The 13,748-nt window shown below is 68.1% G+C and carries 15 protein-coding genes and 2 pseudogenes; 15 read left to right on the forward strand and 2 right to left on the reverse strand.

The features are described from left to right. The first annotated feature begins 33 nt into the window (after positions 1-33). From rplO to ASD38_RS25050, 9 genes and pseudogenes are all read left to right on the forward strand, one after another. Positions 34-519, forward strand: coding sequence for a 50S ribosomal protein L15 (gene rplO / locus ASD38_RS05435; protein WP_056437822.1), 486 nt, complete (start codon positions 34-36; stop codon positions 517-519). A 281-nt stretch (positions 520-800) separates the two neighbouring features. Further along, positions 801-2,159 carry a preprotein translocase subunit SecY gene (gene secY, locus ASD38_RS05440; protein WP_056437819.1) on the forward strand — a complete coding sequence of 453 codons (1,359 nt, stop codon included), beginning with the start codon at positions 801-803 and terminating at the stop codon, positions 2,157-2,159. Between the two features lie 133 nt (positions 2,160-2,292). After that, positions 2,293-2,862 carry an adenylate kinase gene (locus ASD38_RS05445; RefSeq protein WP_056437816.1) on the forward strand — a complete coding sequence of 190 codons (570 nt, stop codon included), beginning with the start codon at positions 2,293-2,295 and terminating at the stop codon, positions 2,860-2,862. A gap of 174 nt (positions 2,863-3,036) precedes the next feature. Continuing rightward, complete coding sequence (gene rpsM, locus ASD38_RS05450) at positions 3,037-3,405, forward strand: 30S ribosomal protein S13 (RefSeq protein ID WP_012285684.1); 369 nt, start codon at positions 3,037-3,039, stop codon at positions 3,403-3,405. 13 nt (positions 3,406-3,418) lie between these two features. After that, positions 3,419-3,808: a 30S ribosomal protein S11 gene (rpsK, locus tag ASD38_RS05455; RefSeq protein WP_018112960.1), complete on the forward strand. Its 390-nt coding sequence runs from the start codon at positions 3,419-3,421 to the stop codon at positions 3,806-3,808. Between the two features lie 75 nt (positions 3,809-3,883). Then, positions 3,884-4,900, forward strand: a complete 1,017-nt coding sequence (locus ASD38_RS05460; protein WP_056437814.1) for a DNA-directed RNA polymerase subunit alpha — start codon at positions 3,884-3,886, stop codon at positions 4,898-4,900. A 204-nt stretch (positions 4,901-5,104) separates the two neighbouring features. Then, complete coding sequence (gene rplQ / locus ASD38_RS05465; RefSeq protein WP_056437811.1) at positions 5,105-5,518, forward strand: 50S ribosomal protein L17; 414 nt, start codon at positions 5,105-5,107, stop codon at positions 5,516-5,518. 778 nt (positions 5,519-6,296) lie between these two features. Further along, positions 6,297-6,437 (forward strand): annotated as a pseudogene (locus ASD38_RS25045) (HAMP domain-containing protein); the annotation flags it as partial. 261 nt (positions 6,438-6,698) lie between these two features. Continuing rightward, positions 6,699-7,484 (forward strand): annotated as a pseudogene (locus ASD38_RS25050) (methyl-accepting chemotaxis protein); the annotation flags it as partial. A 6-nt stretch (positions 7,485-7,490) separates the two neighbouring features. On the opposite strand, the gene ASD38_RS05475 reads toward ASD38_RS25050, so the two are convergent. After that, positions 7,491-8,309, reverse strand: coding sequence for an ABC transporter permease (locus ASD38_RS05475; protein ID WP_056437801.1), 819 nt, complete (start codon positions 8,307-8,309; stop codon positions 7,491-7,493). After that, complete coding sequence (locus ASD38_RS05480) at positions 8,299-9,204, reverse strand: ABC transporter ATP-binding protein (protein ID WP_056437800.1); 906 nt, start codon at positions 9,202-9,204, stop codon at positions 8,299-8,301. Before ASD38_RS05480 ends, ASD38_RS05475 begins: the two co-directional genes overlap by 11 nt. 161 nt (positions 9,205-9,365) lie before the next feature. Here ASD38_RS05480 and ASD38_RS05485 point away from each other — a divergent pair, with 161 nt between their 5' ends. The 6 genes from ASD38_RS05485 to ASD38_RS05505 all read left to right on the forward strand — a co-directional run bounded on the left by ASD38_RS05485 (position 9,366) and on the right by ASD38_RS05505 (position 13,698). After that, complete coding sequence (locus ASD38_RS05485) at positions 9,366-10,616, forward strand: alkaline phosphatase family protein (protein WP_056458334.1); 1,251 nt, start codon at positions 9,366-9,368, stop codon at positions 10,614-10,616. A gap of 185 nt (positions 10,617-10,801) precedes the next feature. Next, positions 10,802-11,254 (forward strand): VOC family protein, encoded by a 453-nt coding sequence (locus ASD38_RS05490; protein WP_056458336.1) that lies wholly within the window; start codon positions 10,802-10,804, stop codon positions 11,252-11,254. After that, positions 11,251-11,625 carry an MmcQ/YjbR family DNA-binding protein gene (locus tag ASD38_RS05495; protein WP_056458339.1) on the forward strand — a complete coding sequence of 125 codons (375 nt, stop codon included), beginning with the start codon at positions 11,251-11,253 and terminating at the stop codon, positions 11,623-11,625. Before ASD38_RS05490 ends, ASD38_RS05495 begins: the two co-directional genes overlap by 4 nt. Next, positions 11,622-11,951, forward strand: a complete 330-nt coding sequence (locus ASD38_RS05500) for an ArsR/SmtB family transcription factor (RefSeq protein ID WP_056437788.1) — start codon at positions 11,622-11,624, stop codon at positions 11,949-11,951. The genes ASD38_RS05495 and ASD38_RS05500 overlap by 4 nt, the downstream gene beginning before the upstream one ends. Beyond that, positions 11,948-12,454: an SRPBCC domain-containing protein gene (locus tag ASD38_RS23735; RefSeq protein WP_156390588.1), complete on the forward strand. Its 507-nt coding sequence runs from the start codon at positions 11,948-11,950 to the stop codon at positions 12,452-12,454. The genes ASD38_RS05500 and ASD38_RS23735 overlap by 4 nt, the downstream gene beginning before the upstream one ends. Continuing rightward, positions 12,451-13,698 (forward strand): TCR/Tet family MFS transporter, encoded by a 1,248-nt coding sequence (locus ASD38_RS05505; protein ID WP_156390589.1) that lies wholly within the window; start codon positions 12,451-12,453, stop codon positions 13,696-13,698. Before ASD38_RS23735 ends, ASD38_RS05505 begins: the two co-directional genes overlap by 4 nt. The last annotated feature ends 50 nt before the right edge of the window (positions 13,699-13,748 follow it).

A 13,748-nucleotide genomic window follows, 5' to 3' on the forward strand; every position in this document is an offset into this window, starting at 1 on the left:
TGGCCAGGCGCAGATCTCCAAGGAGAGGCACACATGACCAAGCTTAATGAACTGGCTCCGGCTCCCGGCTCGACCAAGGGCCGCATGCGCATCGGCCGCGGCCCGGGTTCGGGCAAGGGCAAGACCGGTGGTCGCGGCGTGAAGGGCCAGAAGGCGCGCTCGGGCGTCGCCATCGCCGGCTTCGAAGGCGGCCAGATGCCGCTGCACATGCGTATGCCTAAGCGCGGCTTCAACAACCCCTTCCGCCTGGAGTTCGCTGAAGTGAACCTGTGGCGCCTGGAGCAGGCCGTGGCCGCTGGCAAGTTCAAGGCCGGCGCGTCGCTCGACGCCGCCGCCCTGGTCGCCGCCGGCGTGATCCGTCGCGAGCTGGACGGCGTGAAGCTGCTCGGCAAGGGCGAAATCAAGTCGGCCCTGAAGCTGACCGTCTATTCGGCGACCGAAGCGGCCATCAAGGCCGTGGAAGCGGCCGGCGGTTCGGTGACCGTGACCAAGAAGGCCAAGGTTCAAGCCGAAGCCTAAGACCATAATGTCATCCCGGAGCGGCGCCCCGTGCTTTGGGGCGCCGTCGCCGGGATCGCGGAGAGGGCAGGGGACACCCCGCCGCCCCCGCAGTTTCCCATCGGGATGACAGAATAACGAGGCTCGCCGTGACATCGCGGCGAGCCTCACCTATGTACGGCTCCGTACTCGGGCTTTGCCCGGCCCCGGCGATTCATCGCCGACCGGACCAGAGCTCGGATTTATGCTTGGAGCGCGACCTGACCGCGGACGCGGCGCGCGCTCTCGACGTGGGGATTTGAATGGCCTCGGCCGCCGAACAACTCGCAGCCAACATGAACTTCGGGTCCTTCCAGAAGGCCACCGAACTTCACAAGCGCATCTGGTTCACGCTCATCGCCCTGATCGTCTACCGGCTCGGCACCTATGTGCCGATCCCGGGGATCAATCCGGAAGCCTTCGCCGCCGCGTTCTCGCAGCAGTCGAAGGGCATCCTGGGCATGTTCAACATGTTCTCGGGCGGCGCCGTGCAGCGCATGGCCGTGTTCTCGCTGAACGTGATGCCCTACATCAGCGCCTCGATCATCGTGCAGCTGATGGGCTCGGTGTATCCGCCGTGGGAAAAGCTGAAGAAGGAAGGCGGCGAAGCCGGCCGCAAGACCCTCAACCAGTACACCCGCTATCTGGCGGTGATCCTGGCCGTGATTCAGTCGTTCTCGATCGCCGTGGGCCTGCAAAGCCAGGCGGGCATGGTGGTGGGCGGCATCGCCCCGGCGTTCTTCATCGCCTCGACCGTCGTGGCCCTGACGGGCGGCACCCTGTTCCTGATGTGGCTGGGCGAGCAGATCACCAGCCGCGGCGTCGGCAACGGCGTGTCCCTGATCATCTTCACCGGCATCGTCTCGGCCTTGCCGCTGGGCGTGGTGCAGATGTTCACCCAGGTGCAGACCGGCGCCATGTCGGGCTTCGCCCTGTTCGCCGTGGGCGTGCTGGCGATCGCGGTGATCTTCTTCATCGTCTTCGTCGAGCGCTCGCAGCGCCGTCTGCTGGTCCACTATCCCAAGCGCCAGCAGGGCAACCGGATGATCGGCGGCGACACCTCGTTCATTCCGCTGAAGCTGAACACTTCCGGCGTCATCCCGCCGATCTTCGCCTCCAGCCTGCTGCTGCTGCCGACGACCGCCATGGGCTTCCTGGCCACGGCCAACCTGCCCAACTGGCTGCAATGGCTGCCGACCGCGGTCGGCGCCCTGCAGCACGGCCAGCCGCTGTTCATGGTGCTCTACGCGGCCCTGATCATCTTCTTCTCGTTCTTCTACACCTCGGTCGTGTTCAATCCCGACGAGACCGCGGAGAACCTGCGCAAGTACGGCGGCTTCATGCCGGGCATCCGTCCGGGCAAGCGGACGGCGGAGTATCTGGACTATGTCCTGACCCGCCTGACCGTGATCGGCGCGGCTTACATCACCGCCGTCTGCATCTTCCCGGAACTGCTGATGAACAGCATGGGCCCGACCAAGTTCACCCTGGGCGGCACTTCGATCCTGATCGTCGTGACCGTGACCATGGATACGGTCGCCCAGATCCAGTCCCACCTGCTGGCTCACCAGTACGAGGGTCTGATCAAGAAGTCGAAGCTGCGCGGCGGCAAGGGGCGCTAAGCCTTTCCCGACGCTGCGTAAGGCAAGAACGCGGAAGCCGGTTTGTCACAAACCGGCTTCCGTTTTTAGCGAACGCACTCTAGGTCTGAGCGGACGCGGGCGGCAGACCCGTGGAAACGCAGGAAGCGCATTGATGAACTTGATCCTGTTCGGGCCGCCGGCGGCGGGCAAGGGCACCCAGGCCAAGCGCCTGGTCGAGCAGCGGGGCATGGTCCAGCTGTCGACCGGCGACATGCTGCGCGCCGCCATCGCCTCGGGCTCCGAGCTCGGTCAGAAGGTCAAGGGCGTGCTGGACCGCGGCGAGCTGGTCACCGACGAGATCGTCATCGCCCTGATCGAGGACCGGCTGCCCGAGGCGGAAGCCGCCGGCGGCGCCATCTTCGACGGTTTCCCCCGCACCGTGCCCCAGGCGCGGGCCCTGGACGCCATCCTGGCCAAGCGCGGTCAGAAGATCGACTCGGTTCTCCGACTCAAGGTAGACGAGCCGGCGCTCATCGAGCGGATCTCCAAGCGATTCGCTGAGCAGGGCCGACCCGACGACAACCCGGAAGTGTTCGTGACGCGCCTGGCGGCCTACAACGCCCAGACCGCGCCGCTGCTCCCTTACTACCGCGAGCAAGGCAAGCTCGTGGAACTGGACGGCATGGCCTCGGTGGACACCGTGGCCGCGTCGATCGACGCCGCGCTTTCGGTCGTGGCCTGAAACTTCGTTGGAATCCGTTCATTCGAGCGGATTCCGCCATTGACGGATGCGCAACTATCCCTATAACGGGGCGCTTCCGCGAAAGGGCGCGATCTGTGCGCGCCGGACTGGGTCGAAAGACCGGGCCGGGCGCGCCGTTCGCGTCTTTAGTGCGTGACTAGGAGAACATTAGACGTGGCCCGTATTGCAGGCGTCAACATCCCGACGAACAAGCGCGTTTTGATCGCGCTTCAGTACATTCATGGCATTGGCCAGAAGTCCGCTCGTGACATCGTCACGAAGGTGGGCATCGATGACGCCCGCCGGGTCAATCAGCTGACCGACGCCGAAGTTCTGGCGATCCGTGAAACGATCGACAAGGACTTCACCGTCGAGGGCGACCTGCGCCGCGAAAACTCGATGAACATCAAGCGTCTGATGGACCTGGCCTGCTACCGCGGCCTGCGTCACCGCAAGGGCCTGCCGGTCCGCGGTCAGCGCACCCACACCAATGCCCGCACCCGCAAGGGCCCGGCCAAGCCGATCGCCGGCAAGAAGAAGTAAGGCAGCCTGAACGATGGCCAAGGAACCGGCACGCGTTAAAAAGCGCGAACGCAAGAACATCACCTCGGGCGTGGCGCACGTGAACGCCTCGTTCAACAACACCATGATCACCATCACCGACGCTCAGGGGAACACCATCTCCTGGTCGAGCGCCGGCATGATGGGCTTCAAGGGCTCGCGCAAGTCGACCCCGTACGCCGCTCAGATGGCTGCGGAAGACGCGGGCAAGAAGGCCGCCGAGCACGGTGTGAAGACCCTCGAGGTCAACGTGTCGGGTCCGGGTTCTGGCCGTGAGTCGGCCCTGCGCGCCCTCCAGGCCGCGGGCATGACCATCACGACCATCCGCGACGTGACGCCGATCCCGCACAACGGCTGCCGTCCGCCCAAGCGTCGTCGCGTCTAGTACTATTAAGACCCAATTCTCCATCGCCGGCTGCGAGATTCGCGGCCGGCGAGCCGCGTTCAAGGGATCGACCACGTGATCGAAAGAAACTGGAACGAGCTGATCCGTCCTGAGAAGCCGCAAATCGAGACTGGCGCCGACGCGACCCGCAAGGCTCGCATCGTGGCTGAGCCGCTCGAACGCGGCTTCGGTGTGACGCTCGGCAACGCTCTCCGCCGCGTCCTGCTCTCCTCGCTTCAGGGCGCCGCCGTCACCGCCATCCAGATCGATGGCGTGGTGCACGAATTCTCCTCGCTCGAAGGCGTCCGCGAAGACGTCGTCGACATCGTTCTGAACATCAAGCAGCTGGCCGTGCGCATGCACGCCGAAGGCCCCAAGCGCATGACCCTGCGCGCCACGGGCCCCGGTCCGGTGACCGCTGGTCAGATCGAAACCCCGGCCGACATCGAGATCCTGAACCCCGACCACGTGCTCTGCACGCTGGACGACGGCGCTTCGGTGCGCATGGAGTTCACGGTCAACACCGGCAAGGGCTACGTCCCGGCCGACAAGAACCGTCCGGAAGACGCGCCGATCGGCCTGATCGCCGTCGACGCCCTGTACTCGCCGGTCAAGCGCGTCGCCTATCGCGTCGAGCCGACCCGTCAAGGCCAGTCGCTGGACTATGACAAGCTGATCCTGGAAGTGGAAACCAACGGCGCCGTCACGCCGGTGGACGCGGTGGCCTACGCCGCCCGCATCCTGCAAGACCAGCTGCAGATCTTCATCACCTTCGAAGAGCCCAAGGCCAAGACGGCCGACGAGGCCAAGCCGGAACTGCCGTTCAACCCGGCCCTGCTGAAGAAGGTGGACGAACTGGAACTGTCGGTCCGCTCGGCCAACTGCCTGAAGAACGACAACATCGTCTACATCGGCGACCTGATCCAGAAGACCGAAGCCGAAATGCTCCGCACGCCGAACTTCGGCCGCAAGTCCTTGAACGAAATCAAGGAAGTGCTGGCCGGCATGGGTCTGCACCTGGGCATGGACGTTCCGAACTGGCCGCCGGAAAACATCGAAGACCTGGCCAAGAAGTTCGAAGACCAGATCTAAGAAGAGTAAACCGAGTACCGCGCTTAATCCGGGCCGCCTGCCATTTCCCTTGGGATTTGGGGGCGGCCTGGGCCTTTTGAAGCCGCACCAGCGGTGGAGGGCCCCGGCGCTTCGTTCTGAACCCGGCAGGGACGCCGCTGGGATTGGTGACAATCAGCGCTTCTTCTTCGCGCTACAGCGGGCCAAGGCCCAGGAGAGACCACAATGCGTCACGGTAAAGCTCACCGTAAACTGGGCCGTACGTCCGCTCACCGCACCGCCATGTTCGCCAACATGTCGGCCTCGCTGATCAAGCACGAGCAGATCGTCACCACCCTTCCGAAGGCCAAGGAACTGCGTCCCTTCGTCGAAAAGCTGGTCACCCTGGCCAAGCGCGGCGACCTGCACGCGCGTCGTCAGGCCATCAGCACCGTCCGCGACGTCGAGCAAGTCGGCAAGCTGTTCGCCACCATCGGTCCCCGCTACAAGGACCGTCAGGGCGGCTACATCCGCGTCCTGAAGGCCGGCTTCCGCTACGGCGACAACGCCCCGCTGGCCGTCATCGAGTTCGTCGACCGCGACGTCTCGGCCAAGGGCAAGGATTCGGGCCCGGTCTTCTCGAACGACTCGGACGACTAAGATTTTCAGCCTCGGCTGACGAAAGAGGCCCCGGAGCGATCCGGGGTCTTTTTTGCGTCTGGGGCCTGCGACAGGTTGCGTCAGGCGGGTCGCCGTCATGGTAGAGGTTTTGTTCACCTCGTCGCCCCATCCTCCGCGTTTGAAAGTTCGGGGGAGGGTGGAGATGAAGATCTCCGGCGTCATGCGCGGCTTCGGCGGCGCGCTCGCGGCGGGCTTGATCCTGGCCGGCGGCCTGGCTCTGTTCGCGATCGAGGGCCTGCGCGTCGGCGGTCCGCTGTTCCGCCAGATCGTCGACAACAAGGACATCGTCGCCGACATCCTGCCCCCGCCGCTCTACGTGGTCGAGGCCGACCTGGTCGCCACGAAGCTGGTGGCTCATCCCGACACCGTGGACGCCGCCGCCGACAAGCTGGCCGCGTTGCGCAAGGACTACGACACCCGCAACGCCTATTGGAAGACCGCGCCGATCGATCCGGCCATGCGCGCCATGCTGGTCGACGAGTCGTCCGCGCCGGCCATGGAGTTCTGGCGGGAGATCGATCAGGAGATCCTGCCCGCCGTCCGGTCCGGCGACCTGGAGCGGGCCCGCCAAGGCCTGGCCCGGGCCGACGCCGCCTACGAGACCCATCGCGCCGTGATCGACAAGGTCGTGGTCATGGCCAATCACGACGCCGCGGCGGTGGAAGCGCGCGCCGCGGGCCAGACCCGCCTGGCCTTCGTCCTGCTGGCCGGGGCGGGAGTCCTGATGCTGTTGGTCGTGGGCGGCGGGATCACCCTGATGAGCCGCCGCATCGTCAAGCCGATCCAGGCCATGACCGGCTTCATGGGCCGGCTGGCGGCCGGAGACTACGACCGGGCCGTACCCTTCGCCGGGCGCGGCGACGAGATCGGCGAGATGGCCAATTCAGTGGCCGTGTTCCGCGAGGCGATCGTCGCGCGGCAGGCGGCCGAGGATCGCATCGCGGCCGAACGCGACGAAACCGAAGCCGCCAAGACTCGGCACGACGCCGAGCGGCGGTCCGAGGAGGCCGGCCGCCTGCAGGTGGTCGAGGCCTTGGGCGCGGCCGTGGCCCGGCTCAAGTCCGGCGACCTGACGGCGCGGCTGGAGACGGCTTTCCCCAGCGCCTACGAAGGCTTGCGCGGCGACTTCAACCGGGCGATCGCCGGGCTGGAGGCGGCCCTGAGCGAGGTGATCGAAGGGGCCGGCGGCCTGCGGGCCGGGGCCGGCGAGATCAGCGGCGCGATCGAGGATCTCTCGGCCCGCACCGAACGCCAGGCCGCCAGTCTGGCCGAGACGGCCTCCGCCCTGGGCGAGGTCAGCGCCAGCGTCAAACGCACCGCCGAGGGCGCGAACGAGGCCAACAGCGCCGTGATCGACAGCCGCACGGTCGCCGACCGCTCCAGCCAGGTGGTGGGCCGCGCGGCCGAGGCCATGAGCCAGATCGAAAGCTCCTCGGCCAAGGTCTCGCAGATCCTGGGCGTGATCGACGAGATCGCCTTCCAGACCAACCTTCTGGCGTTGAACGCCGGGGTCGAGGCGGCCCGGGCCGGCGACGCCGGCCGCGGCTTCGCCGTGGTGGCGCAGGAAGTGCGGGCCCTGGCCCAGCGCTCGGCCGACGCCGCCAAGGAGATCAAGGGGCTGATCTCGGAATCGTCCGACCATGTCCGCTCGGGCGTGACCCTGGTGGGCGAGGCCGGGGCGGCGCTGGGCGACATCGTCGAACGCGTGGGCGTGATCGGCGGGCTGATGGAGCAGATCGCCCAGTCCAGCCGCGAGCAGGCCGCCGGCCTGGCCGAGGTCGACCTGGCGGTCGGCCAGATGGACCAGGTCATCCAGCAGAACGCCGCCATGGCCGAACAAGCCAGCGCGGCCAGCCGCGGCCTGGCCGACGACGCCGTGCGCCTGGAGGCCCAAGTCGAGCACTTCCAGGTTGGGGCCGACCAGAGGACCTGGGCGGCGGCGTAGGGCCCGCTATTCCTTGGTCAGGTCCTGGCGGCGGAACAGCACCACCGCGCCGCCGGCCAGCACGATCAGCCAGACCAGCAGCAGCACCAGCGCCAGGCCGGCTGGGCCGCCCTCTGGCCGCACCTCGGCGGGGGCGGCGACGAAGGTCTTCAGGATGCGTCCGGCATAGGCCGGGATCGCCAGGGACTTCCAGGTCGCGGCCTGCATGGTGGCGGCCAGGGTCGATTGCACGAACACCACCACGAAGCCGGCGATCACCGCGCCCATCGTCGAGCGGGTCAGGACCCCGACCACGGCGGCCAGGGCGCCGATCACCAGTACTTCCAGCCAGGTGATCACGAATACGCCGGCGAAATGGCCCAGGAAGGCCGAGCCGATCGGCGGCGCGACCAGGCGGGCGTGATTGACCACGCTGCCGAACAACCCGGCCAGCACGGCGGTGAAGGCGGTCAGCAGCAGGCTCCAGGCCGCGACCTCGGCGAGGACGATCAGCTTGGCGGCCAGCAGGTTGACCCGGCTGTTGCGGGGCGTGATCAATCGCCAGGTCTCCCAGCGATAGTCGCCGGCGAAGATCGCGGCCGCGCCGATCAGCAGGAACAGGGCGGTGACCGGACCCGAAGCGCCGGCCACGGCGCCCATGGCCCGGTTGGCCAGGTCCACGGTCGTTTCGCCGGGCACGCCCTTGCGCAGCACGATGCGGACGAACAGGTCGCCGGCCATGCTGAACAGCATCGCGATCAGCGGCATGAAACCAAAGCCCCAGAACAGGGACACCCGGTCGCGAGACAGGCGGAAGCGCTCGGCGGCGATGGCGTCAGCGAGCATCGGCGAGGTCCTTGGGCTCAAGCGCGCCGAGATAGGCGCTTTCCAGGTCGGCCTCGCGCCAGCGGGCTTCGGTGATCTCGACCCCGGCCTCGACCAGAGCGCGGATCAGGGCCGGGGTTTCGGCGCGCAGGACGTCGGCCAGCACGGCGTTTTGGCCGTCGGGCTCGCCCTTGTCGCCCAGCACCGCCAGGGCCTTGTCGATCGGCGAGACGGTCAGGCGCAGGCGCGGCTTGCCGCCGGTCAGGGCCTCGACGTCGCCCTCGGCGGCCAGCTTGCCCTTGGAGAAGATCGCCACCCGGTCGCAGACCCGACGGACCTCGTCCAACTGGTGGCTGGCGAGGATGATGGTCACGCCCTCCTTGTCGGCCAGGTCGCGGATCAGGGCGCGGATCTCCTGGATGCCGGCCGGGTCCATGCCGCTGGTCGGCTCGTCCAGGATCACCAGTTCGGGGCGGGTGAAGAAGGCCGCGGCCAAGCCCAGGCGCTGCTTCATGCCCACCGAGAACGTTCCGGCCTTGCGGTCGGCCGCGCCGCCCAGGCCCACGCGCTCGAGCCAGTACTCGATATCGGCCGAGCCGCTGACGCCGCTTTCCAGGGCCAGCATCCTCAGCACCTCGCGGGCGGTCAGATAGGGCGGATAGCGCGGGGTCTCGATCATCGCCCCGACCCGGCGCAGGGAAGCGGCCTGGCCCGCCGACGCGCCGAACAGCCGCGCCGTGCCGCTGGTCGGCCGCACCAGGCCCAGCGCGATGCGGAACAGGGTGCTCTTGCCCGCGCCGTTGGGGCCCAGCACGCCGAACACGCCGCCGGTCGGGATGCGCAGCGACAGACCGTCCAGGGCCCGCACCGCGCCGTACGTCTTGACGAGGCTGTCGGCCTCCAGGGCGAAGCTCATGCGGAGCGGATTCCGGCGGCGGTCATGCGAGGCGACTCCCTGAAAGGTGGGGCGACTATGGCCGGGCGGCCGAGTCCCGCCAAGTTAAGTCGCGGTCATGCGTGGCGAGCTGTCATGCTAGCGGGTTATAGGGCGGACATTCCGAGTACGAGGTGCGTGTGATGGTCGCTGTTTGCCGCTGGATGATCCTGGTCCTGGCCCTGCTGCTGGACGCCGGCGCTTCGACCTCACAGGCCGCGCCGGCCGAGGCGTCCGCGAAGCCGGCCCTCACCATCCTGATCTCGCTGGACGGCTTCCGGCCCGACTATCTGGACCGGGGCAACACGCCGGCCCTGAGCGCCCTGGCCGCCGGCGGCGTTCGCGGGGCCATGCGGCCGTCGTTCCCGGCCCTGACGTATCCGAACCACTACACCCTGGTCACCGGCAAGCGGCCCGACCACAACGGCATGGTCAACAACACGCTGGAGGCCGCCGAAATCCCGGGCGTCAGCTTCAGCATGTCCAACCACGAGGCGGTCGGCGACGAGCGCTGGTGGGACCAGGCCAAGCCGATCTGGGTCAGCGCCGAGCAGCAGGGCGTCCACGCCGGAATCCTGTTCTGGCCGGGATCGGAAGCCGCGATCGACGGCGTGCGGCCCAGCCACTGGCAGGTGTACGACGAGACACTGACCTACGACGACCGGATCGACACCGTGCTGGCGTGGATCGACGCCAAGAACCCGCCGCTGGGCCTGGCCACGCTCTATTTCGACGCCACCGACACCGAGGGTCACCACTACGGCCCGGATTCGCCGGAAGTGAACGCCGCCGCCGCCCGGGTGGACGCCGCGATCGCCCGGTTGGTGACGGGGCTGAAGGCGAGGGGACTGTACGAGACCACCAACATCGTCGTCGTCGCCGACCACGGCATGGCGCCCCAGCCGCTGAGCGGCCTGGTCGAGGTCTCGACCCTGGTTGATCCCGCCAAGGCCAGGTTCGTCAGCACCGGCTCGATCGTCGGCGTGCGGGCCTTGCCGGGCTTCGAGGCCGAGGTGGCCGCGGCGATGCTGAAGCCCCATCCGCACCTGACCTGCTGGGAGAAGGCCAAGATCCCGGCCCGCTACGGCTACGGGACCAATCCGCGCGTGCCGCCGATCGTCTGCCTGGCCGAGCGGGGCTGGTATTTCGTCACGGCGTCGGCGTTGGCCAAACGCCTGAAGGAGCATCCGCGCGACGGCGGGGCCCACGGCTACGACCCGTTCGATCCCGCCATGCAGGCGGTCTTCGTCGCCCACGGCCCGGCCTTCAAGTCGGGCGTCGTGCTGCCGGTGTTCGACAATGTCGACGTCTACCCGCTGCTGACCCGGCTGATCGGCGTGAAGGGCGACATGGGCGACGGGACGCTGAAGCCGCTGAAGGCGGCGCTGCGCTGACAGCAAAAATCTCTGTCATCCCGGACAAGCGCGCAGCGCGCCGATCCGGGACCGACGCGTGAACTCAGCGCTTCCGGCGGTTCCGGGTCTTCGCTTCGCTACGCCCGGGATGACAGGTGTTTGCGCTTGCGCAGATAGTTTCGATATGCGTTAAATATTGCCGATATCCGAAACGGAGCTTCGCCATGATCCGCACCGCCCTGACCTCGGCCCTGTGCTATCGCGACCCCAAGGCCGCGCTGAAATTCCTGGAAGCGGCCTTCGGCTTCGAGCTGGTGATGCTGATCGAGGACAACGACGGCAACCTGGCCCATTCGGAGATGAGCTTCGGCGACAGCGTGGTGATGATCGGCTCCGAGTGGAGCGTCCAAAGCAAGAGCCCGGCCTCGATCAACGGGTTCAACACTCAGACCGTCCACATCCATATCGAGGACGACGTCGACGCCCATTGCGCCCGGGCGCGGGCCGCCGGTGGCGAGATCCTGATGGAGCCGGCCGACCAGTTCTATGGCGACCGCACCTATCGTTGCCGCGACCCGGAGGGCCACATCTGGACCGTGGGCGCGCCGATCCGCGCGGTGAGCCCCGAGGAGGCCGAGGCGGCGTCCGGCCTGAAGGTCGTGAAGGGCTGGGCGTGACTCCCGACGATTTCCGCCGCCAGGCCCTGGCCCTGCCCGGGGCCGTCGAGAGCTCGCACATGGGCACGGTCGACTTCCGGGTCGGCCGGATCTTCGCCACCCTGGGCTATCCGAACGCCAATTTCGGCATGGTGCAGCTGACCCGCGAGCATCAGGACATCGTCGTCGGCGTCGAGCCGACCGTGTTTCGACCCGTGCCCGGCGCCTGGGGCCTGAAGGGCGCCACCCTGGTCGTGCTGGCCGAGGCCGACGAGCCCACCCTGCGCGGTGCGCTGGAGGCGGCCTGGCGGCTGAAGGCCAACAGGCGGCAGATCGCCCTGCTCGAAGCGAGCCGGACCCCGGCCCATTCTTTGTCTAGCGGGGGGGCATGAGCGCCTCGCTCGACGCCACCCTGGCGGCCCTGGCCGACCCGCACCGGCGGGCGACCGTCGACCTGCTGCGCCAGGGGCCGCGCCGGGCGGGCGAGCTGGCCCAGGCCGCCGGCCTGTCGGCCCCGGCCATGAGCCGCCACCTGCGCGCCCTGCGCCAGGCCGGCTTGGTCGATCAGGTCCATCCAGAATTCGACGCCCGGGTGCGGGTCTACGCCCTGCGCCCCGCGCCGATGGCCGAGCTCAAGGCCTGGGCCGAGGCGGCCGAGGGCCTGTGGAGCGACCAGCTTCTGGCCCTGAAGGCGCATGTCGAAGGAGGCGGCGCTTGAGCTCCAAGATCCTGGTCGCCCTGCGCATCAAGGCCCCGCCGTTGCGGGTGTTCGAGGTGTTCACCGCCGACATCGGCGCCTGGTGGAAGCCCAACGCCCTGTTCTCGTTCACGCCGCGCGCGCCAGGCGTGCTGGCCTTCGAGGGCGCGGGCGAAGGGAGCCGTCTGGTCGAGCGCCTGCCGTCGGGCAAGGTGTTCGAGATCGGCCCCGTCCGCGTCTGGGACCCCGGCCAGCGGCTGGTGTTCGGCTGGCGCCAGGCCAGCTTCGCGCCCGACATGGACACCGAGGTCGAGGTGCGTTTCGAGCTGGTGGGAGACGAAACCCGCGTCACGGTCGAGCATCGCGGCTGGGACAGCGTGCCGACCCAGCATGTGGCGCGCCATCGCTTCCCGGACGCGGTGTTCCTGCAGCGTCACGCCGAGTGGTGGCGCGCGCTGCTGACAGGTCTCGCCAGCCGGACGGCTATGGACGTACAAGAACGCGCCAGGGAGGGCGACGCATGACCAAGACCGTCAGCAAGAACCACCGACAGGCCGCGCTGGGCTTCATCTTCATCACGGCCTGCTTGGACGTCCTGTCGCTGGGGGTGATGATCCCCGTGCTGCCCGAGCTGATGAAGCGCTTCAACGACGGCGACACCGCCTCGACGGCCCTGTGGGTGGTGCTGTTCGCGACCACCTGGGGCGTGATGCAGTTCTTCTGCGCGCCGATCCTGGGCCTGATGTCCGACCGCTGGGGCCGCCGGCCGGTGATCCTGACCTCGATCTTCGGCCTGGGCGTGGACTTCCTGTTCATGGCCTTCGCCCCGACCATCTGGTGGCTGTTCGTCGGCCGGGTGGTCAACGGCATGACCGCCGCCAGCTTCTCGACCGCCGGGGCCTATGTGGCCGACGTCACCAAGCCGCAGGACCGGGCCAAGGGCTTCGGCCTGATGGGCGCGGCGTTCGGGGTGGGCTTCACGTTCGGCCCGGCCCTGGGCGGCTGGTTGTGGCAGTTCGACCACCGGCTGCCGTTCCTGGTCTGCGCGGGCCTGGCCCTGTGCAACTGGTTGTACGGCTTCTTCGTACTGCCGGAATCGCTGCCGCCGGAAAAACGCGTCCATCGCTTCGACTGGAGCAAGGCCAATCCGCTGGGCTCGCTGAACCTGCTCAAGAGCAAGCCCGACCTGCTGGGCCTGGCCGGCGTCGGCTTCCTGTTCCAGCTGGCCCACAACGTGCTGCCCAGCGTCTTCGTGCTCTATATGGGCTTCCGCTACCACTGGTCGACGGCGGTGATCGGCCTGACCCTGATGGGCAGCGGCGTGGCCGGAATCCTGCTGCAGAGCTTCGTGGTCGGGCCGGTGGTCAAGCGGGTGGGCGAGCGCGGGGCGCTGCTGATCGGCCTGTTCTCCGGCTGTGTCGGCTTCATGATCTATGGCCTGGCGCCGACGGGGTGGCTGTACCTGTGCGGCCTGCCGATCTTTGCCTTCTCGGGCCTGATCCAGCCGGGCCTGCAGGGCCTGATGACCCGCCGGGTCGAGCCTTGGGAGCAGGGCCAGCTGCAGGGCGCCAACTCGGCGATGATGGGGATCACCGCCATCGTCGGGCCGGCGCTGTACCTGTTGCCGTTCGCCTGGGCGGTCCGCCACGACGCGACCCTGCACATGCCCGGCCTGCCGGTGCTGATCGCCGCCGCCCTGCTGCTGGGGGCCACGGTGCTGGCGATACGCGTGGCGCGTCCCGTCGCGGTGGAACCGAGCGTCGCCTGACCGTCTTTGATTAGCGGCGGGGAAAAGGGCCAAATCCCGAACCTTGGCCG

Origin of the sequence: Caulobacter sp. Root487D2Y (assembly GCF_001427165.1) — a bacterium.
Taxonomy (GTDB): domain Bacteria; phylum Pseudomonadota; class Alphaproteobacteria; order Caulobacterales; family Caulobacteraceae; genus Caulobacter.

Coding starts and splice junctions, on each gene's coding strand:
- rplO (WP_056437822.1), top strand. CDS start 34: ATGACCAAGCTTAATGAACTGGCTCCGGCTCCCGGCTCGACCAAGGGC.
- secY (WP_056437819.1), top strand. CDS start 801: ATGGCCTCGGCCGCCGAACAACTCGCAGCCAACATGAACTTCGGGTCC.
- ASD38_RS05445 (WP_056437816.1), top strand. CDS start 2,293: ATGAACTTGATCCTGTTCGGGCCGCCGGCGGCGGGCAAGGGCACCCAG.
- rpsK (WP_018112960.1), top strand. CDS start 3,419: ATGGCCAAGGAACCGGCACGCGTTAAAAAGCGCGAACGCAAGAACATC.
- rplQ (WP_056437811.1), top strand. CDS start 5,105: ATGCGTCACGGTAAAGCTCACCGTAAACTGGGCCGTACGTCCGCTCAC.
- ASD38_RS05475 (WP_056437801.1), bottom strand. CDS start 8,309: ATGCTCGCTGACGCCATCGCCGCCGAGCGCTTCCGCCTGTCTCGCGAC.
- ASD38_RS05480 (WP_056437800.1), bottom strand. CDS start 9,204: ATGAGCTTCGCCCTGGAGGCCGACAGCCTCGTCAAGACGTACGGCGCG.
- ASD38_RS05485 (WP_056458334.1), top strand. CDS start 9,366: ATGGTCGCTGTTTGCCGCTGGATGATCCTGGTCCTGGCCCTGCTGCTG.
- ASD38_RS05490 (WP_056458336.1), top strand. CDS start 10,802: ATGATCCGCACCGCCCTGACCTCGGCCCTGTGCTATCGCGACCCCAAG.
- ASD38_RS05500 (WP_056437788.1), top strand. CDS start 11,622: ATGAGCGCCTCGCTCGACGCCACCCTGGCGGCCCTGGCCGACCCGCAC.
- ASD38_RS05505 (WP_156390589.1), top strand. CDS start 12,451: ATGACCAAGACCGTCAGCAAGAACCACCGACAGGCCGCGCTGGGCTTC.